This is a genomic window from Microbacterium sp. Ld4 (genome assembly GCF_045066555.1).
Taxonomy (GTDB): domain Bacteria; phylum Actinomycetota; class Actinomycetes; order Actinomycetales; family Microbacteriaceae; genus Microbacterium.
In genome coordinates, this window is the sequence record NZ_JBISHE010000011.1 from 278,707 (window position 1) to 297,777 (window position 19,071).

At 69.8% G+C, this 19,071-nt stretch carries 15 protein-coding genes and 1 tRNA gene; 8 read left to right on the forward strand and 8 right to left on the reverse strand.

Going from position 1 to position 19,071, the window contains the following annotated elements; all coding sequences use genetic code 11:
* Positions 1-39: 39 nt before the first annotated feature.
* Entirely contained in the window at positions 40-1,428 is a 1,389-nt protein-coding gene (locus tag ACJJV7_RS08740) for a S1C family serine protease (protein ID WP_405375610.1), read from the reverse strand.
* Positions 1,429-1,554: 126 nt separating this feature from the next.
* On the opposite strand from ACJJV7_RS08740, the gene ACJJV7_RS08745 reads away from it, so the two are divergent.
* Positions 1,555-2,763, forward strand: a complete 1,209-nt coding sequence (locus ACJJV7_RS08745) for an aminotransferase class I/II-fold pyridoxal phosphate-dependent enzyme (protein ID WP_405375608.1) — start codon at positions 1,555-1,557, stop codon at positions 2,761-2,763.
* Here the strand turns inward: ACJJV7_RS08745 and ACJJV7_RS08750 are convergent, their stop codons facing one another.
* Both ACJJV7_RS08750 and ACJJV7_RS08755 read right to left on the reverse strand, forming a co-directional pair.
* On the reverse strand, positions 2,764-3,573 hold the full coding sequence (locus tag ACJJV7_RS08750; RefSeq protein WP_405375606.1) for a carbon-nitrogen hydrolase family protein: 810 nt from the start codon (positions 3,571-3,573) through the stop codon (positions 2,764-2,766).
* The gene (locus ACJJV7_RS08755) at positions 3,570-4,067 is read right to left on the reverse strand and encodes a DUF6328 family protein (RefSeq protein WP_405375604.1); all 498 of its coding nucleotides are present in this window, start codon (positions 4,065-4,067) and stop codon (positions 3,570-3,572) included. Before ACJJV7_RS08755 ends, ACJJV7_RS08750 begins: the two co-directional genes overlap by 4 nt.
* A gap of 81 nt (positions 4,068-4,148) precedes the next feature.
* On the opposite strand from ACJJV7_RS08755, the gene ACJJV7_RS08760 reads away from it, so the two are divergent.
* A tRNA-Met gene (locus ACJJV7_RS08760) sits at positions 4,149-4,222 on the forward strand.
* 98 nt (positions 4,223-4,320) lie between these two features.
* Here ACJJV7_RS08760 and ACJJV7_RS08765 read toward each other — a convergent pair.
* Positions 4,321-4,671, reverse strand: coding sequence for a MarR family winged helix-turn-helix transcriptional regulator (locus ACJJV7_RS08765; RefSeq protein WP_405375602.1), 351 nt, complete (start codon positions 4,669-4,671; stop codon positions 4,321-4,323).
* Between the two features lie 189 nt (positions 4,672-4,860).
* Between ACJJV7_RS08765 and idi the strand changes: the two genes are divergently transcribed.
* From idi to ACJJV7_RS08790, 5 genes are read left to right on the forward strand one after another with little or no spacing between them, the layout of a single operon-like run.
* Positions 4,861-5,409, forward strand: a complete 549-nt coding sequence (gene idi, locus ACJJV7_RS08770; protein ID WP_405375600.1) for an isopentenyl-diphosphate Delta-isomerase — start codon at positions 4,861-4,863, stop codon at positions 5,407-5,409.
* Positions 5,406-6,470, forward strand: a complete 1,065-nt coding sequence (locus tag ACJJV7_RS08775; RefSeq protein ID WP_405375598.1) for a polyprenyl synthetase family protein — start codon at positions 5,406-5,408, stop codon at positions 6,468-6,470. Before idi ends, ACJJV7_RS08775 begins: the two co-directional genes overlap by 4 nt.
* Positions 6,467-7,321, forward strand: a complete 855-nt coding sequence (locus ACJJV7_RS08780) for a phytoene/squalene synthase family protein (RefSeq protein WP_405375596.1) — start codon at positions 6,467-6,469, stop codon at positions 7,319-7,321. The genes ACJJV7_RS08775 and ACJJV7_RS08780 overlap by 4 nt, the downstream gene beginning before the upstream one ends.
* Entirely contained in the window at positions 7,318-8,877 is a 1,560-nt protein-coding gene (gene crtI / locus ACJJV7_RS08785) for a phytoene desaturase family protein (protein WP_405375594.1), read from the forward strand. Before ACJJV7_RS08780 ends, crtI begins: the two co-directional genes overlap by 4 nt.
* 52 nt (positions 8,878-8,929) lie before the next feature.
* Entirely contained in the window at positions 8,930-9,805 is an 876-nt protein-coding gene (locus ACJJV7_RS08790) for a prenyltransferase (RefSeq protein WP_405375593.1), read from the forward strand.
* Positions 9,806-9,941: 136 nt separating this feature from the next.
* Here the strand turns inward: ACJJV7_RS08790 and ACJJV7_RS08795 are convergent, their stop codons facing one another.
* Both ACJJV7_RS08795 and ACJJV7_RS08800 read right to left on the reverse strand, forming a co-directional pair.
* Complete coding sequence (locus tag ACJJV7_RS08795) at positions 9,942-12,869, reverse strand: UPF0182 family protein (protein WP_405375591.1); 2,928 nt, start codon at positions 12,867-12,869, stop codon at positions 9,942-9,944.
* Positions 12,870-12,960: 91 nt separating this feature from the next.
* A complete protein-coding gene (locus ACJJV7_RS08800; protein ID WP_405375589.1) occupies positions 12,961-14,085 on the reverse strand; it encodes a PDZ domain-containing protein in 1,125 nt (374 codons plus the stop codon).
* A 125-nt stretch (positions 14,086-14,210) separates the two neighbouring features.
* On the opposite strand from ACJJV7_RS08800, the gene ACJJV7_RS08805 reads away from it, so the two are divergent.
* A complete protein-coding gene (locus ACJJV7_RS08805) occupies positions 14,211-15,635 on the forward strand; it encodes a zinc-dependent metalloprotease (protein WP_405375587.1) in 1,425 nt (474 codons plus the stop codon).
* 808 nt (positions 15,636-16,443) lie between these two features.
* On the opposite strand, the gene ACJJV7_RS08810 is transcribed toward ACJJV7_RS08805, so the two are convergent.
* Positions 16,444-18,156 (reverse strand): ATP-dependent helicase, encoded by a 1,713-nt coding sequence (locus ACJJV7_RS08810; RefSeq protein WP_405375585.1) that lies wholly within the window; start codon positions 18,154-18,156, stop codon positions 16,444-16,446.
* Positions 18,153-19,055 (reverse strand): NAD(+) diphosphatase, encoded by a 903-nt coding sequence (gene nudC / locus ACJJV7_RS08815; RefSeq protein ID WP_405375584.1) that lies wholly within the window; start codon positions 19,053-19,055, stop codon positions 18,153-18,155. Before nudC ends, ACJJV7_RS08810 begins: the two co-directional genes overlap by 4 nt.
* Positions 19,056-19,071 lie beyond the last annotated feature (16 nt).

Consider the following 19,071-nt stretch of genomic DNA (forward strand, 5'->3'; position numbering starts at 1 on the left):
CGCGAGCCTATCGCGGGGTGGGGTCGTGTCTTCGACCGGTCAGTCGGTCAGTTCGCCGAGCGTGACCTGCGCGGTGCGGGTCTGACCGTCACGGACGTAGATCACGGTCGCGTCCGATCCTGCTGCCAGCGCACGCACCTGCGCGGTGAGGTCGGTCGCGTCGCGCACCGGCACGCCGTTGAACTCGGTCACGACGTCGCCCGAGTCGAGGCCGGCCTCGGCCGCGGCTCCGCCCGGTGTGACGTCGCTGATGGCGGCACCGGCGACGGTGGCTCCTTCGACGTCCGCAGCGTTGCCGACCATCGCGCCCAGGAGGCCGTGGGTCGCCGCACCGTCGTCGATGATCTCACCGGCGACGCGCTCCACCACATTCGAGGGGATCGAGAAGCCGACGCCGATCGAGCCCGACTGGCTCGAGGAGGACCCGCCCGCGGAGGCGATCGCGACGTTGATGCCGATCAGCTTGCCCTCGTCGTCGACGAGCGCGCCGCCCGAGTTGCCGGGGTTGATGGCGGCGTCGGTCTGGATGACGGCGATCGAGATCGTGCCCGTCGACCCGCTGGGGCGGTCGCCCTGGCCGAAGTCGAACTGGAACGGCGAATCCTGGCCGCTGTCCTCCTCCTGCTGCTCGCCGCTGTCCGGAACGGCGGATGATGCGATCTGGATCGAGCGGTTGAGAGCGCTGACGATACCTGTGGTGACCGTGTTCGAGAGTCCGAGGGGCGCGCCCACGGCGACCGTCGTGTCGCCGACGTTGAGCGAGTCCGAATCGGCGAACTCGATCGGGGTCAGCCCCGAGGCATCCGTCAGCTTGATCACGGCGAGGTCGTAGATCGGGTCGGTGCCGACGATCTCGGCGTCGTACACGCGTCCGTCCGATGCGGTCACCCGCAGGGCCGCGTCGCCCGTCGCGCCGTCGAGGGTGACGACGTGGGTGTTGGTGACGACGTAGCCGTCCTCCGAGAGAACGACGCCCGACCCGGTGCCGCCGCCGTCGGACGACGTCGCGGAGATCGTGACGACGCTCGGAAGGGTCTTCGCGGCGATGCCCGTCGTCTGGTTCACCTGGTCGGGGTTGTTCACCGTCACCTGACTCGGCGAGCTCTGCACGACCGAGGAACCCGATCCTTCGAACATGGACGAGCCGACGAAGGCTCCGCCGATACCGGAGACCGAGCCGACGATGGCTGCGGCGACGAGGACGGCGACGATCTTGCCGGTGCCGACCTTGGCATCGTCCTTCGTCGCGGGCTCTGCGGAGACGTGGCCGTCGGTGGACTGGGGGGCGGCGTGCCATCCGGCGGGCACGGGCTCGGTGACCTGGTCACCGGGCATCGGCGGACGGGGCGGCACGTATCCGCCGGTCTGGGTCGGTTCGGCGCCGTTCGCGTCAGGACCGTTCGATGCAGGAAACTGCGATTCGCTCATGGGGATGCTCCTTCTTCGAGGCGTTCCCAGAGTGCGACTCCACCCTGTGGATCAGCTATGCCGGCCCTCCGACCACCCTATGCGTGTGCGGACCGGTACCGGGCGGGTCAGCGGTACTCTGGCCGCGTGTTGCACATACCCGGCGCCTGGCAGCGCACCGCACGCGGTGCAGGCCTCCTCTCAGCCGACGGCGCGATCGCGCCCACGATCTTCGCCGAGATGACGGCTCTCGCGACAGCCGCCGGGGCGATCAACCTCGGCCAGGGCTTCCCCGACGAAGATGGCCCCGCCGAGATCCTCGAGGCCGCGAAGCGCGCCATCGACGAGGGGCTCAACCAGTATCCGCCCGGCCGGGGCACCCCCGATCTGCTCGCCGCCATCGCCGAGCACCAGGAGCGCTTCTATGGCATCCGGCTCGACCCGGAGCGCGAGATTCTGGTCACGGCAGGAGCGACCGAGGCCCTCGCCGCCGCTCTGCTCGGCCTCATCGACGGTCCCGACGACGAGGTCGTCGTCTTCGAGCCGTACTACGACGCGTACGCAGCATGCATCGCGCTCGCGGGCGCGAAGCTCGTTCCGGTTCCGCTGCGCTGGCCCGCCCTCGAGCCCGATCTCGACGACCTGCGGCGTGCGGTGACCAGCCGCACGCGGATCATCCTGGTCAACGACCCCCACAATCCGACCGGCACGGTCTTCTCTGCGGAGGTCAAACGGGAGATCATCCGCCTCGCGGCCGATCACGACGCCCTCATCGTGACGGATGAGGTCTACGAGCACCTCGTCGTCGAGGGAGAACACGTCCCGCTGTCGACGCTCCCCGGCGCCGCGGAACGGACGCTCACCATCTCCTCGGGAGGCAAGACCTTCCGAACGACCGGATGGAAGGTCGGCTGGATCACCGGACCGGCAGGCTACATCGACGCCGTCGTCGCCGTGAAGCAGTTCCTCACCTATACGAGCGGCGCCCCGTTCCAGCCCGCGATCGCCGTCGGCCTTCGCCTGCCGGACACCTACTTCGCCGGAATCGCGGTGGAGCAGCGGCGGCGGCGGGACGTGCTGATCGGCGGTCTCCGCGCTGCGGGGTTCGATGCGGCGACGTCGAGCGGCTCGTACTTCACCGTCGCAGACGCGGGTGCACTCCTCGCTCCGGGGACGGATGCCGCGGACTTCTGCCGTCTCCTCCCCGAGCGCGTGGGCGTCGCCGCCATTCCGCTCGCGGCGTTCGTGTCCGCCGCGCACCGGGCCGAATTCGCGACGCTCATCCGGTTCGCAGCCTGCAAGAGGACGCCCGTCATCGAGGAAGCGGCCCGCCGCCTCGCGGCATCCGGGTCGTGATCAGCGGCGCGGAGCGACCGTGAACCGCCGGAGGTCCAGCGCCGGGTTGACCCGCCGGGCCCGCCCGACCGCGGCGACGTCGACATGCGCGACCGCGACGTCGGTCGCCGTGCCGACGCCGGCGATCTGAACGCCCTGAGGATCGATCACGATCGACGTGCCCACTCCGAGCGGAGGAGGGTGATCCGCTCCTGCGACGTAGAGCACGTTCTCGATGGCGCGCGCGTGCAGCAGTGTTCGCCAGTGGTGCTCCTTGAGCGGTCCGCGCACCCACTCGGCCGCGACGAGCACGGCGTGAGCGCCCGTGTCGGCGAGGAGGCGGGCGACCTCGGGGAAGCGCAGGTCGTAACAGGTCATCAGCGCGAACCGCACTCCGCCCACCTCGAACGTCTGGGGCTCCTCGATCTCGCCGGCTTCCACCCAGTCCGACTCCCGCTGCCCGAACGCGTCGTACAGGTGCAGCTTGCGGTAATGGGCGACCGGACCGTCCGGCCCGACGGCGACGACGGTGTTGCGCACGCGCTCGGCCGATGACGCTCTTTCGACCATCCCGGCGACGATGTGGGTGCCGGTGCGCGCCGCGAGCTCGGTCAGCGACCGGGTGAAGGGGCCGTCGAGGTCCTGCGCGTGATCGGCCAACGACGTGTCGAAGGGGTCGACGAAGTAGCTGCTGTATTCCGGGAAGGCCACGACGCTGGCGCCGCGGTCGACTGCTCGCTCGACCAGGGACGTCATCGTCTGCAGATTCGCGGTCTCGTCTGCCGCCGGGGCGAACTGAGCGACCGCGAGGCCGATCGTGGAGCCTGTCATGTCGAGGGGTCCTTCCGGGAACGGATCACCACGGGAACGCCGATCCAGAGGAGGGCGAGGAGAGCCGCGAGCGACCCTCCTGCCACCCACAATGCCGCACCGCCGACCACCACGTCGAACACGAACGCGACGACCCCGATCAGAAGCAGCGACACGCACAGCAGGGCCGACACCATGCTGACGTGCCCGAACCGCACCACGGTCGGCTTGACCTGTCGCGCGAACAGGAGCCGGTGGGCGGCCACCGGTGCCAGGGCGACGACTGCGCTGATCGCGGACATCAGGATCAGGGCGAGGTAGAAGCCTCGCTGCCCCTCCTCCAGGTCGGAGAAGGCGGGCTGGAAGGCCAGGGCGAGGAGGAAGCCGGTGAGGATCTGCGTTCCTGTCTGAAGGACGCGGAGCTCCTGGAGGACTTCGAGCCAGTTGCGGTCGGCGCGCTCGTTGCGGGTTTCATCTCTGCCGTCGTCGCGAGGGGATGCGGAGTCCGGGATCATGCCGCGATCGTGCCCTTCCGTCCTGATCTTCGACACCGGTTCGCACTCCCCCGAAACCCGTGCTAGGCTAACTTCTTGTGCCGCGGGGTGGAGCAGTTCGGTAGCTCGCTGGGCTCATAACCCAGAGGTCGCAGGTTCAAATCCTGTCCCCGCAACAAAAACAAGAAGGCGTCTCCTCCGGGAGGCGCCTTCTTCGTTGCCCGGAGGTGCTCCGCGGTCCTCCTCCGTGCGCCGGCGCGGTCCTGCCGGCGCGTCAGACGAGCATCGCACGCTCGATGTCGGCGAGAAAACGCACGATGGCGATCAGTTCGGCGTCGCTGTACTCCGCCGCGACGGCGCGCATCGCCTGCAGCCGAGTGCCGAAATGCCGGAAGAACTCGCTCTTCGCCAGGTCGGTCAGGACGACGATGCGTGCTCGCCGGTCGTGCGGGTGCGGCTCGCGCCTCAAGTGCCCGCTGACCGTGAGCCTGTCGAGCAGCTTCGTGGTCGAGGCTGTCGAGATCGCCAGGTGTGTGGCGAGATCGTGGGGTTTGACGACCTCTCCGTGCTGCTCGCGCATGATCAGCATGCGGAGGGCGGCAAGGTCGGTCGTGTTCAAGTCCATGTCGCCGCGCATGCCCGCGTACATTCGATCGAGAGAGTCGGAGAAAGCACGAACCGCTTCGAGCGCGGAACGCACCAGAACGTCACGTTCCGGGGAGGTCTGAGTAGGCGTCGACACGTTGGACACCTCCTCGGCAGATATGTACGATGGGAACGATCGCTAGATAATCTAGCAAATAACGGAGCCAGAATGTCGGATACCGAGTATGTCGTCCTCCTCGACGACAGCGGGAACGAGATCGGGGTCGCGCCGAAGTCCACTATCCACGACTCGGACACCCCCCTGCACCTCGCCTTCTCGTGCCACGTCTTCAACGCGGCCGGGCAGGTCCTCGTCACGCGCCGCGCGCTCGGCAAACAGGCATGGCCCGGAGTATGGACGAACTCCTTCTGCGGCCACCCGCTGCCCGGCGAAGCGAGCGTCGACGCCGTGACCCGACGAGGAGAGTTCGAATTGGGCATCACCGTCCGATCCCTCGAGCTCGCCCTCCCCGACTTCCGCTACCGCGCCGTCGACGCCTCCGGGATCGTCGAGAACGAGATCTGCCCCGTCTACCTCGCCCGAACGGACGACGAGCCCGCGCCTCACCCGGGCGAAGTCGCCGAGGCCCGATGGGTCGATCCCCGCGAACTCGCCGCGTCCGTCGCGGCGACGCCCTGGGCATTCAGCCCCTGGCTCGTGCTGCAGGCGCCGCAGCTCGCCGCGTTCGCCGCCCTGCAACCGCAGAAGGTCACATGATCGAGCTGTCCGACATCGCGCGCCGCGAGATCGATGACGCGCTCGATCTCGCCCTCGGCCGCCTCCGACGCCGCTCGGCCTCGCTCGGCGAAGCCGCCGGAGCGCTCGGTGCCGCAACTGCCGATGCCGCCGTCGGCGGCAAACGCCTCCGCCCCGCCCTCGTCGCGAGTGCGTTCGAGGCGTTCGGCGGCGCCGTCTCCGACGCCCCGGGCCTGTGGCGGGTCGCCGCCGCTTTCGAGCTCCTGCACGCCGCCTTCGTCGTGCACGACGACGTCATCGACGGCGACGTCGAGCGGCGAGGCGTCCCGAACGTCGTGGGCGTGTTCCAGCAGCGCGCCCGCGCTCTCGGCGGAGACGACGACGCCGCCCGCACCCTCGGCGGTGCAGCCGCCGTCCTGGCGGGCGATCTCCTCCTGTTCGAGGCCACCCGCCTGATCGCGACAGCTCCGGTGCCGGCGGCGCAACGCGCCGCGCTCATGGTCATCCTCGACGACGCTCTGCTCATCTCGGCAGCGGGTGAGCTGGCGGACGTCGAGCAGGCGATCGGCGAGCACCTTCCGCCGACGGAATCGCTGCTTCGGACGGCACGCGACAAGACCGCCTATTACTCCTTCCAAGCCCCGCTGGCAGCTGGGGCGCTTCTCGCGGGCGCCTCCGACGACCAGCGAGCCGCCCTCGAAGCCGCGGGAGCGGAGATCGGGATCGCCTTCCAGCTCGCCGACGATCTGATCGGCACGTTCGGCTCACGCGCCGAGGCAGGCCGCGAGCCGGGCGCCGACCTCCGCGCCGCCAAGCGCACGCCACTCATCGCCCTCGCCGCCGAGACGGATGCGTGGCCACGCGTCGCGTCTGCTCTCGCGCTGGCCATGACGGGGCCCATCGGCATCCGTGACGCGCAGCGGGAGCTCGCCGCGAGCGGTGCCCGCGAACGTGCGGTCGACCTCATCACCACCACGCTCCGATCGGCCCAGTCCTTCGCGGCGGATGCCACACTCCCCCGTGACGCCGTCGTCCTGCTCGCCTCGCTGACCGCCGCGGTCGAAGAGCGGATTCCGCGATGACGACGCCCCTGTACGACCAGACCGCGACAGCGGCAGCCGCCGCCGTCATCCAGGCCTACTCGACCTCGTTCGGGCTGGCGACGCGACTGCTCGGCGCGAGGGTCCGCTCGCACGTGCGGAACGTCTACGCGCTCGTTCGGGTCGCCGACGAGATCGTCGACGGCGCCGCCGAGAGTGCCGGCGTGCCGCTGGAGGGGCAGCACCGCATTCTCGACGACCTCGAGGCCGAGACCCTGGGGGCGATGAAGAGCGGGTTCAGCGCCAACCTCATCGTGCACGCGTTCTCGCTCACGGCGCGCGAATGCGGGATCTCTTCGGCCCTCGTCGAGCCTTTCTTCGCGTCGATGCGCACCGATCTCGAGCGCGCCGACCACGACGAGGCCTCCCACGACGACTATGTCTACGGCTCGGCCGAGGTGATCGGTCTCATGTGCCTTCAGGTGTTCGTGAACGCCGGCGGCTCGGGCGCCCCGATCGAGGCCGATCCGGTTCTCGTCACCGGCGCCCGCCGACTGGGTGCCGCCTTCCAGGACATCAACTTCCTCCGCGACCTGTCGGACGATGCCGGCCGCCTCGGACGCGACTACCTCGGCGTCACCGGTGCCGAGCGCCGCCGGGACGTCCTCGACCGCATCGATGCCGACCTGGATGCCGCCGCCGCGACGATCCCGCTCCTGCCCGCGGACTGCCGCGCAGCCGTCGGCGCCGCGCACGGTCTCTTCGCCTCGCTCGCGCGGCGCCTTCGCGCCTCCGGCGACACCGACGTCCGGGTCCGTGTGCCCGCCCCCGCCAAAGCCACCATCGCCCTTCGCGCCGTCACCGGCGCGCGACGTTCTCGGAGAATCACATGAGCAGACGCATCGCTGTCATCGGCGGCGGCATCACCGGCCTCGCCACCGCCGCTCTCCTCGCCGATCGCGGTGACGACGTGACGATCTACGAGGCGCTCGACGAGGTCGGTGGACGCGCCGGGAGCTGGGAGGCGGGCGGGTTCCGCTTCGACACCGGACCGAGCTGGTACCTCATGCCCGAAGTATTCGACCACTTCTTCGCCCTTCTCGGGACGACAGCGGCCGAACAGCTCGACCTCGTGCGTCTCGAGCCCGCGTACCGCGTGTACAGCGAAGGCGAGACCGAGCCGTTCGACGTCGTGTCCGGCCGGGCCGAGGCGGTCGCCGCGTTCGAATCGCGGGAGCCGGGAGCCGGCGCCGCCCTGGCGACCTACCTCGATTCGGCCGCGGAGGTCTACGACCTCGCCGTCTCGCGCTTCCTCTACGACCCCTACGTCTCGTACGCCGGGCTCACCCACCCCGACGTACTCAAGCGCCTCACGACGCTCGCCCCGCTGCTGACCCGATCGCTCGCCTCTCACGTCGCGAAGCGCTTCGAGGACACCACGCTCCGCCAGATCCTCGGCTACCCGGCCGTCTTCCTCGGCAGCTCCCCCTTCGACGCGCCGAGCCTCTACCACCTGATGAGCCACCTCGACCTGGATGACGGCGTGCTCTACCCGAAGGGCGGATTCACGCAGCTCATCGCCGCGGTCGCCCGACTCGCCGTCGACCGTGGCGTGGTGATCAGGACCGGTGCGCGCGTCGCGCGGATCGCGACCGAGGGAAAGCACGCCACCGGCATCGAGCTCGCCGACGGAACGATCGAGACCGCCGACGTGGTCGTCTCCACAGCCGACATGCATCACACCGAGACGGCCCTCCTCCCGCCCGAGCTCCGCTCCAAGAGCGAGAAGTGGTGGGACAAGCGGGTCTCGTCTCCCGGGGCGCTCCTGCTGCTCCTGGGCGTCGAGGGAGACCTCCCCGAGCTCGCCCACCACACGCTGCTGTTCACGGAGGACTGGAACGCCAACTTCGGTGCGATCTTCGGGCCCGAAGGCCGCACCGCGCCGAAGATCCCCGATCCGGCATCCATCTACGTCTGCCGTCCGAGCGCGACGGACGACACCGTCGCTCCCGCCGGGCACGAGAACCTGTTCGTCCTCGTGCCGATGCCGGCGGCGCCCGAGTTGGGCCACGGCGGCATCGACCGCGGCGGTGATGCCGTGATCGAGGCGGCCGCGGATGCCGTCATCGCGCAGATCTCGTCATGGACCGGTGTCGGCGACCTCGCCGAACGCATCCGCGTGCGGCGCACCATCGCGCCCGCCGATTTCGAAGCCGATTTCGGCGCATTCCGCGGCGGCGCGCTCGGCCTCGCCCACACCCTGGGGCAGTCGGCGATGTTCCGACCGGGAAACCGGTCGAAGCTCGACAACCTCTTCTACGCGGGGCACTCCGTCCTCCCCGGCGTGGGGCTGCCGATGTGCCTTATCTCGGCGGAGCTCATCGTGAAGCTGCTGGACGGCGATCACGGAACAGGGCAACTGCCCGAGCCCGCGCACGCGACGCACTGATCTGGGCGGGCCTGCACTCTCCCGATCTCCCCTCCAACGGAAAGGAGCGGGTGTGAACGCCACCGGCTTTCTGCGCCAGCTCATCGTCTCGTCCCGGCCCGTCAGCTGGATCAACACGGCCTACCCGTTCGCGGCCGCGTATGTCCTGACGGCGCGCGAGATCGATCTCGTCCTCGTGATCGGGACGATCTTCTTCCTGATCCCGTACAACGTCGCCATGTACGGGATCAACGACGTCTTCGACTATGAATCCGACCTCCGGAACCCGCGGAAGGGCGGCGCGCACGGCGCGATCCTCGACAAGAGCCTCCATGCGCCCACCCTGTGGGCCGCCGCTGTTCTGTGCGTGCCGTTCCTGGTCTTCCTCGCGGCCGTCGGGGGGCCGCTGTCGTGGGTCGTCCTCGCGCTGAGCATGCTGGCCGTCGTCTTCTACAGTGCGCCGCCGCTTCGACTCAAGGAGCGCCCGTTCGCCGACTCGGTGACGAGCAGCATCCACTTCTTCTCCCCCGCCGTCTACGGCCTCGTGATGGCGGATGCCACCTGGACGTGGCAGCTCGGTGCCGTGATTCTCGCGTTCGCCCTCTGGGGCGTGGCCTCGCACGCCTTCGGCGCCGTGCAGGACGTCGTCGCCGACCGCGAAGCGGGGATCTCTTCGATTGCGACGGCCAGGGGCGCGGCCTGGACGGTGCGTTTCGCGATCGTCGCGTACGCGGCATCCGGAGCCGCGATGCTCGTCACCGCCTGGCCCGGACCGCTCGCGGCGATCGTCGCGATCCCGTACCTGTTGACGGTGTGGCCGTACCGCTCCGTCACGGATGCGGATTCTGCCGTCGCCACCACGGGCTGGGACCGGTTCTTGTGGCTGAACCAGTTCGCCGGCTTCATCGTGACCATGCTGCTGATCTGGTGGTGGGCTCTCACGGCGTGAGTCCGATCAGCGGCGACGATCGTCTCCGCGAAGACAGCTGCCCGACTCGGCGCACACCCGGAGCGTCTTCGCCGAGAAGGCGGTGACAGCCGATCCGGTGGTGGGCGCTCATCCAGGAGCGCCCACCACCGATCGCTTACTGGCCCTCGAGGTCGAGGAGCTGCTGGATGATGCCGGTCAGGCGGTTGTCCTGCTCGCCGTATGTCGCCCAGTCACCCTCGGCCATGGCACTGTCGCGCGCCATCATGGCTTCCTGCGCCTGCTGGAGCAGCTGCTCGAGCGTTCCCGCGGGAACCGTGGGCGTCGTGCCCGGGTCCTCCGTCGGAGTGGGCGTCGGTGTCGCTGCCGGAGTCTCACCCGGTGCCGGCGTCGGGGTCGTGCCCTCGTCACCCGCGGTCGCTCCCGAGTCGCCGCCGAAGAGGACGTCGAGCGCCTCCTGGAGGGTGTCCTCGAACGCGACCTGGTCACCGAACGCCACGAGGATCTTCCGCAGCTGGGGCAGCTGGGTTCCACTCGACGCCTGGACGAAGATCGGCTGGACGTAGAGCAGACCGCCGCCGACGGGGAGCGTCAGCAGGTTGCCGTTACGGACCTCGGACTGACCCTGGCGGAGGAGGTTGACCTCTCGCGCCACGGTGTCGTTGGAGCTGAACGCGTTCTGCACCTGGCCGGGACCGGGCACCGACACGTCGGCGCTGATCTCCAGCATCCGGAGCTTTCCGTAGCCCTCGCTCTTCTCGCCCTTCGTATTGCCGGCGTTCGCATCGACGGCGAGGTAGCCCATGAGCACGTTGCGCGCGCCATCACCCTCGGACGCCGGGATGAAGGAGGTGAACATCGAGTACGACGGGTCGTCCTGGCCGGGCATCTGCATCGTCAGGTAGTACGGCGGCTGCAGGCTCGTCTGCGACACCGGGTCTTCCGGTGTGCGCCAGGCGTTGTCGCGGCGGATGAAGGATGCTGCGTCGTCGACGTGGTAGGTCCCGAGCATCGCGCGCTGCACCTTGAACAGGTCGGTGGGATAGCGCACGTGACTCATCAGATCGGCCGACATCTCGGAGATGGACTCGAGACCCGTCGGGTACACCTTCTGCCAGGCCTTGAGGAGCGGGTCCTCGTCGTCCCAGGCGTAGAGCTTGACCGACCCGTCATAGGCGTCGACGGTCGCCTTCACCGAGTTGCGGATGTAGTTCACGTCATCGAGAGCCACGCGGGGCGAGGTGTTCGTCGTGTCGGAGATCGAGTCGCGCAGGCTCACGATCGACGAGTACGGGTAGTTGTTGCTCAGCGTGTAACCGTCGACGATCCAGACGACGCGGCCGTCCACGACGCTCGGGTACGGGTCGCTGTCGAGCTCGAGGTACGGCGCGACCTTCTGCACGCGCTCGCGCGGGGTGCGGTCGTAGAGGATCTGCGACTGGTCGTTGATGCCGTCCGAGAAGAGGATGTCCGTCGACTGGAACTTGAGCGCGTAGATCAGGCGGTTGAACGGGTTGCCGATGTCGGGGCCACCCTCACCTTCGAACGTGTTCCGGGTCTGGCCGGCACCGTCCTCGCCGCGCGGGTAGTCGAGCTCCACGGGATCGGTGCCCTCGGGTGCGCCCACGATGGAGTAGGGCGGGGAGAACTCGCCGAAGTAGATGCGGGGTTCGTACTCCTTGCCCGACGTAAGGTCGCCGGACGTCGGGATGCCGCGCTCGAGGAAGACCGGGTCGCCGTCATCCGTGCGGTCGTTGCCCTTGGCGGCGACCATGCCGTAGCCGTGGGTGTACACGAGCGTGTTGTTGTACCAGGACTGCGCGGTGCCGAGCTGGTCGAGGTTGAGCTCGCGGACCGACACGACGGCATCCTGCATCTCGCCGTCGATCTCGTAGCGGTCGACGTCGAGGGGGTTCGTGAACCGGTAGTACGAGCGGTACTGCTCGAGCTGACGGACGGTCGGTCCGATGATGGCCGGGTCCATGATGCGCAGGGAGGCCGTGGTCTCGGCGTCGGCGCGGAGCTGGCCCTGCTCGGCGGTCGTGACGGCCTGGTAGTCGGTCTTCTCGAGGTCGTCGATGCCGTAGGCGAACTTCGTCGCCTCGAGGTTCTTCGCCACGTAAGGCGCCTCGTACGTCTCGAGGTTCGGGGTGACCTGGAACTGCGTGACGGCCCAGGGGTAGGCCACGCCCACCACGAGGGACGACACGATCAGGAGAGCGGTACCGATGAGCGGGAAGCGCCAGCGACCGATGATCGCCGTGACGAAGAAGAGAGCGGCGACGATGGCCGCGGCGATCGAGACGATGGCGAGGCCGGGGATGATCGCGTTGACGTCGACGTAGCTCGCACCCGTGAACCGGTCACCGCGCGTCGTGAGCGTCTTGTACCGGTCGAGCCACAGGCTGACGGCCTGAACGGCCAGGTACAGACCCGCCGTGATCGCGAGCTGGATGCGCGCCGAGCGCGAGATGCGAAGCTCCCGCTGGCCGACCCGGAGCGAACCGTAGAGGTAGGAGACGACCACCGTCACGAGCAGGCAGATGAGGAGGACGGCCGAGGCGAACCCGAGGGCAGCGCTGTAGAACGGCATCTGGAACAGGTAGAAGCCGGTGTCCATGCCGAACTGGGGGTCGTTCTGACCCGTGGCGACGCCGTTCAGCCAGAGCCACACGGTCTCCCACTGTGCGGATGCGGCGAAACCGGCGAAGAAGCCGAAGAAGACCGGGATCCCCCACATCGCGAGGCGACGGAGGGGCTCGACGACCTCCTGGTAGTGATCGAGCTGCGAGCTCAGCCGCGCGTAGACCGGGCGGAGCCGGTAGGCGAGCTGGATCGCGGCGAACACCGGGGCGGCCATGGCGAGGAAGCCCACCACGAACATCACGACGCGGGCGATCCACTGCGTGGTCAGCACCCCGTCGAAGCCCAGTTGGCGATACCACTGCCAATCTGCGTACAGGCTCGCAAAGGCGAAGAACGCCACGACGAGAGCGACGAGAACGCCGATCGTGATGGCGATCGCGCGACGGACAGGGTTCGGAGGCGAGGGCGTGGCCGGGCCCGCGGTCGGTGTCGAGGTCACTCTGTCATCCTACGCGGGGCCCTCAGGGGCGAGGCGCCGCGCCGCCTGTGCTCACGGCGTAATCGCAGTCCCCGGGGGAAGGCTCGCCGGTTCAGCCCGCGGTGCAGGTCGGGAGCGCGCCTACGCCGTCCCCTGCGGAGATGGCCTCGAGGGCGTCGAGCGAATCCTCGAGAGTCGATACCGACACGACCTGCAGACCGTCGGGGACGTGCCCGACGACCTCGTTGCAGTTCTCCGCCGGAGCGAAGAAGAAGGACGCACCGGCATCCTGCGCCCCGTAGAGCTTCTGTCGGATGCCTCCGATCGGCCCGATCGCGCCGGCGGCGTCGATCGTGCCGGTGCCGGCGATGTGCTCGCCGCCGGTGAGCTCGCCGGGGGTCAGCGTGTCGATGATCCCGAGCGCGAACATCTGGCCGGCGCTCGGTCCCCCGATGCGGTCGAGCTGGATGGTCACGTCGATCGGGAAGTCGTAGTCGTGACTCGTCGAGACACCGATGATCCATGTCTTCTGGCCACCGGCCTCCGCCTCGGTCGGCGTGACGTCCACGGTGCGCTCCTCGCCGTCGCGCCGGACGACGAGCGAGACCGGGTCGCCGCCGCCGGCGTTGATCGCGTCGCGCAGCTGCTGCGTCGTCTCGACGGGAGCGCCGTTCGCCGACACGAACTCGTCCTCGATCGCGAGGACTCCCTCCGCGGGCGAACCCTCGCTGAAGTCGTACACGCTCACGTGGGGTCGGACGTCGTAGCCGAGCTCGGTCAGGGCTGCCGCGGTCGCTTCTTTCTGCGAATCGATCATGAGAGCGGCGCTCTCCTCGTTGCGCTGTTCGGTCGTCGTCCCGGCGGGGAAGATCTGGTCGATCGGCAGCACCGCGCTCGACGAGTCGAACCAGGCCATCGCGAGCTCGAACCAGGACGGCGTGCGTTCACGGTTGCCGCTCACCTGGACCGTCGTCAGGTCGAGCGATCCTTCGGCCGGGTAGGTGTCGGCGCCCGAGATCGAGATGAGCGGGACCTGCTCCCCCTCGGCGTTCTCCGCCGTCCCGAGGGTGTTGACGACCGGCCCCTGCCGCTGGATCACGAAGGCGGTGGGGAGGAACGACAGCACGAGGAGTGCGACCAGAGCGACGGCGAGCGACCACACGCCCAACGACGCGCGGCGGGATGCCTTGCGACGAGGTACGGGAGGGGCGACGGCGTCATTCTCGAACAGAGACAAAGGAACCTTCTTCTGTCGCTCGTTCGCGACCGGCGTACACGGGACGGCTCCCGCTCGGACCGTGCGGTGGAAACCCGCGACTAGCGTAGGACGAGTTCGCCCACCCCTGCTGAAAGGCGCCTGACATGACCGATGACGACCGGCCCGGCGAGGACGATCTGGCGGAGATCCTGCGCCGGCTTCTGAACGGCGAAGGCGGGATCGATCCGCAGCAGTTCGCGCAATTGTCGGGGCTCGGCGTGGACCCCGCCATGATGCAGAACCTGATGCGTCAGATGCAGAGCGCGATGGCCGGAGACGACGACGGCATCGACTGGTCCGCCGCGAAGACGCAGGCCCTCCACGCCGCGAACCGCGACGGACTCGGTGTGACCGCGGGCGACCGTCAGGACTTCGATCAGGCCTTCACCCTCGCCTCGCTGTGGCTGGGCGAGGCCACTGCCATCGGCGACATCGCCTCTCCGCCGCGGGTCATCACCCGAGGAGAGTGGGTCGAGGCGACGCTTCCCGTCTGGCAGGAGCTCGCAGAACCGGTGGCCTCGTCGATCAGCGACGCCCTCATGGCCGCGCTCGAGTCGCAGACGCCCGAAGAGATGCGCTCGGCCATCGCGGGCGCGGGCAAGCTGCTGAGACGCGTCGGCGGCGCCCTGTTCGCCGGCCAGCTGGGCACGGTCATCGGTCGACTCTCGCTCGAAGTCGTCTCGGGCGGCGATGTGGGCATCCCGCTGATGCCCGACGGAGAAGCGACGATCCTGCCGCAGAACTTCGCCGACTTCAGCCGCGACCTCGAGATCGACGGCGACCAGATCGCCCTCGCGCTGGCGACCAGGGAGCTGGCCCACGCGCGCCTCTTCCGCCACGCACGGTGGCTCCGCCTGCACGTGATCTCCCAGATCACCGATTTCGCCCGCGGCGTGCATGTCGATGTCGACGCCCTCGAGGAGCTCGCCTCTCGATTCGACCCGTCGTCGCCCGACGAGCTGCGTCAGGCGATCGAGAGCGGCGCGCTTCTTCCGCAGCGGTCGGAGGCGCAGGTCGCCGCCCTCACGCGCCTCGAGAACCTCCTCGCCACCATCGAAGGATGGGTCGACGTGGTCACCGCCGACGCCCTCACCCGACTGCCGGAGGCGAACCGCATCGCCGAGGTGGTCCGTCGCCGCCGCGCCGTGGGAGGCCCGGGCGAGCAGGCCATGGCCTCGCTCGTCGGACTCGAGCTGCGGCCGCGCCGTCTACGTGAGGCCGCAGCCATGTGGCGCGCGGTCACCGACGCCGTCGGGCCGGCCGAGCGCGACGGCCTCTGGGACTACCCCGACCTCATGCCGACTGCCGAGGACATCGACGACCCGTCCGCCCTGGTCGCACGGCTGCAGGCGCGCGCGCGGGGCGAAGCGCCCGCGCGCGACGCCTTCGACGATGCCCTCGCCGCACTTCTGGACGAAGAGGCAGACGGCGGGTCCCGCCCCCGCGAGGGCGAGGGACCGGACGCACCCGGCGACGGCGGATCGGACGCGGCCGGCGACGGCGGACCCGCGGGCCCGCGACCCGTCTGATCTGCACGGGGCGACTGCTCCGCGGGGACTCCTCCCCGTGCGGTGAGTCGTCCATCGTTCGACGGAGGGCTGTGGACAGCTCACGCGCCGGCGGGTGAGGCGGGCGAGAATCGCCGCATGCTGCGACTCGCCTCCTCCTCGCCGCCGCTCTGGCGCACACCGTCGAGCGTCCAGCTCGGCGCCGACGACCCCCGCCCACTCGAAGCGGTGAGTCCGTGGCAGGAACGCCTGCTCGACGCGCTCGTCACCGGCATCCCCGATGCCCGTCTTCGACCGCTCGCCCGCGAACTCGGCGCGACCGACACGGATGCCGACGAGTTCCTCGACCGCATCGCGCGCGCCCTCGAGCCCTCGCCCGCGCCCGCCCCGGCCGTCCGCGTCGAGGTCCCCCACGACATGGCCCGTGATCAGGTGGAGGCGCTCCTGTCCGCACTGGCGTCGGCGGGCGTGCGGGTGAGCGAGGTGGCGCCCTGGGCGCTCCCTCCGGGGCGACAGCCGATCCTGCTCGTCGCGTCGCGCCTGGTCGACCCGCACCGGGCCGCCCGGCTCATGGCCGACGACGTGCCGCACCTTGCCGTCGAGCTCGCCGGCGACCGCAGCACCGTCGGTCCTTTCGTGCGTCCGGGCCGGTCGGCCTGCCTGTCCTGTCTGCACAGCCACCGCCGCGACGCCGATCCGCAGTGGCCGCTCGTCGCCGCGCAACTGCTCGGTCGATCCTGCACCCCGACGGATCCGCTCGTGCTGGTCGAGAGCGCCGTCGTCGCAGCGCACCTGCTCCGCAGCGGCGAGACGGATCGCTCGGTGGTGATCAGCGCCGGGGACGCCCGCCGCGAGTGGCGCGCGCACCGACCTCATCCACGCTGCCTGTGCCGATCTCCTGAAGGAACCTCGACCGCTGACGCTCCCGGTGCCCCGACGCCCGAGCCCAGGACAGCGACAGGGTTCGCGCGGCCCGCGTGACGCCCACGTAGGTCAGGCGCCGCTCCTCATCGATCTGCTCGAAGGTCGTGGCATAGGAGATGGGAAGCAGGCCCTCGCTCAGACCCATCAGGTGCACGTGATTCCACTCCAGCCCCTTGGCAGCGTGCAGCGTCGCGAGCGTGACGGTCTTGAGCGTCGGTTCGTGCTGCGACTTCGCGCGGGCGGTGAGTTCATCGGTGAAGGCGCGGAGCGACATGCCGTCGGGAGCCTCCTCCGCCAAGCGGAGCACCGCCGCGCGCGCCTCCCAGGAGTCGCGCAGGGCGCCCCCGGCCGGCGGCGCCTCGTCGGTGAGGCCGAGGGAGCGGAGGATGTCGCGCACGGTGTCGGTGAACGACCCGGCGAGGGGCGCGACGGAGGCGCCGCGAAGCGCCATCAAGGCCTGTCTCACTTCGGGGAGATCCCAGAACCTCTTGCCGCCCAGCACGCTCGCCGCGATGCCGCGGCCGGCAAGAGCGGCCAGCAGCGGAGCCGACTGCGCGTTGAGACGGTACAGCACGGCGATCTCGCTCGGATCGATGCCCGAGGCGAGTTGCGCGGCGACCCTCGCGGCCACACCCTCCGCCTCCGCGGACTCGTCGTCGAACGCGACGACCTCCGGGCGGGGGCCGGGCTCGTCGCCCGCGACGAGTTCGAGGGCGCCGGGGCGCCCGCGCATGAGCTCGTTCGCCACGGCGAGCACCGCGGCATCCGAACGGTAGTTCCGCTCCAGGCGCACGACCTGAGCGTCCTCGTACCGGTCGGCGAAGTCGAGGAGATACCGCGGATCGGCTCCGGCGAAGGAGTAGACCGTCTGGCTCGCATCGCCGACGACGCAGAGGTCGCGGCGGTCACCGAGCCAGAGCTCGAGCAGGCGGTGCTGCACCGGCGAGACGTCCTGGAACTCGTCGACGGTGAAGTGACGGTATTGCTCACGGACGGCCGCGGCCACCCGCGGCTCGGACTCGATCATCCCGGCGCACGCCAGCAGGACATCCTCGAAATCGAGCTGTCGGCGCTCGTCCTTGACGCGCTCGTACGATCGCTGCAGGTCGACGAGTCGGCCGAGAGCAAGACCCGGGATGCCGGCGGGCCGGTCGACCGCGTACTGGTCGAGCGTCCGCATCGAGACCTTGCGCCACTCGATCTGCGACGCGACGTCGCGGAGAGTGGCGCCGTCGAGGCGCATGCCGATCTCGTCGGCGGCATGGGCGAGCAGGCGGATCTTGCTGTCCACGATCGCGGGCGCCGTGTCACCTGCCACCTGGGGCCAGAAGAAGTTCAACTGGGCGAGCGCCGCAGCGTGGAAGGTCCGCGCGGCGACGCCTTCCACACCGAGTGCGCGCAGACGTCCGCGCAGCTCGCCGGCGGCCTTCGTGGTGAACGTGACGGCCATCACCCGTTGCGGCGAGTAGGCGCCGGTGTCGACACCGTGCGCGATCCGGTGCGTGATGACCCGGGTCTTGCCGGTTCCGGCTCCGGCGAGCACGCACACGGGCCCCCGCAGCGCCGAGGCCGCCTCGCGCTGCCGGTCGTCGAGCCCGGCGAGCGGATCCGTGCTCACCGACCCGCCCAGCGGGTGATCAGGCTGCGAGCGATCGACGCGCGACCGGGCAGTCGCACCTCGCCCTCGCCCGCAAGAGCACGGCGCACCTCCTCGCGACCGAACCAGCGCACGTCGATGATCTCCTCACCGTCGGCGCGGGCCTCGGCGTCGTCGATCGTCCGGGCGGAGAAGCCGAGCATGAGCGAGCGCGGATACGGCCAGGCCTGGGAACCGTGGTACTCGATCGAGTCGAGTCGGACGCCCGCCTCCTCGCCGACTTCGCGGTGCACGGTGGTCTCGAGAGACTCGCCTGCCTCGACGAATCCGGCGAACGTCGAGTACATCGGTGTCTCGCCCCACGCGGCATTGCGGCCGAGGAGCAGTTTGTCGCCCTCGGCGCTCGAAACGGCGACGATGACCGCGGGGTCGGTGCGCGGAAAGTGCTGGCGTCCGCACGAGGGGCACACGCGCGACCAGCCCGACTGACGGACATCGGTCCTCGACCCGCACGCGGGGCAGAACGGCGCGTCGATCAGCCAGCGACCGAGGCTGAGCGCCTGCACGAACCTGCCGGCATCGTCGGCGGGCAGGTCGCCGCCGACGGCGCGCAGGCCCGACCAGGTGCCGGTGGCGAGGGCGGGCTCGTCGGCGGCCGCGGGAACGATCGCCATCAGCACCGCAAGACCGGCGGCATCCCTGCCGAGGAACGCCCATTCGGCGTCGTCCGGAGCGTCGCCGGGGCCGACGAGGTGGAGCGAGCCGTCGGCGGCGACCGGTGCGCGATCGCCGTGCAGCAGCAGCACGCGCGAGCGGTCGTCCGCGCGTGCGCGATCGAGCAGACCTTCGTCGGGCCGCTCTTCGGCAGCGCGGTCGATGGCCGCACGGGCAAGCGGCGGCGGGACGTCCTTCGTCATCATCGAGGACCTCTCTTGC

Bases quoted from the DNA above. Each gene is read 5' to 3' on its own strand.
- ACJJV7_RS08740 (WP_405375610.1), bottom strand. From the start codon at position 1,428: ATGAGCGAATCGCAGTTTCCTGCATCGAACGGTCCTGACGCGAACGGC.
- ACJJV7_RS08750 (WP_405375606.1), bottom strand. From the start codon at position 3,573: ATGACAGGCTCCACGATCGGCCTCGCGGTCGCTCAGTTCGCCCCGGCG.
- ACJJV7_RS08755 (WP_405375604.1), bottom strand. From the start codon at position 4,067: ATGATCCCGGACTCCGCATCCCCTCGCGACGACGGCAGAGATGAAACC.
- ACJJV7_RS08765 (WP_405375602.1), bottom strand. From the start codon at position 4,671: ATGGACTTGAACACGACCGACCTTGCCGCCCTCCGCATGCTGATCATG.
- idi (WP_405375600.1), top strand. From the start codon at position 4,861: ATGTCGGATACCGAGTATGTCGTCCTCCTCGACGACAGCGGGAACGAG.
- ACJJV7_RS08775 (WP_405375598.1), top strand. From the start codon at position 5,406: ATGATCGAGCTGTCCGACATCGCGCGCCGCGAGATCGATGACGCGCTC.
- ACJJV7_RS08780 (WP_405375596.1), top strand. From the start codon at position 6,467: ATGACGACGCCCCTGTACGACCAGACCGCGACAGCGGCAGCCGCCGCC.
- crtI (WP_405375594.1), top strand. From the start codon at position 7,318: ATGAGCAGACGCATCGCTGTCATCGGCGGCGGCATCACCGGCCTCGCC.
- ACJJV7_RS08805 (WP_405375587.1), top strand. From the start codon at position 14,211: ATGACCGATGACGACCGGCCCGGCGAGGACGATCTGGCGGAGATCCTG.
- nudC (WP_405375584.1), bottom strand. From the start codon at position 19,055: ATGATGACGAAGGACGTCCCGCCGCCGCTTGCCCGTGCGGCCATCGAC.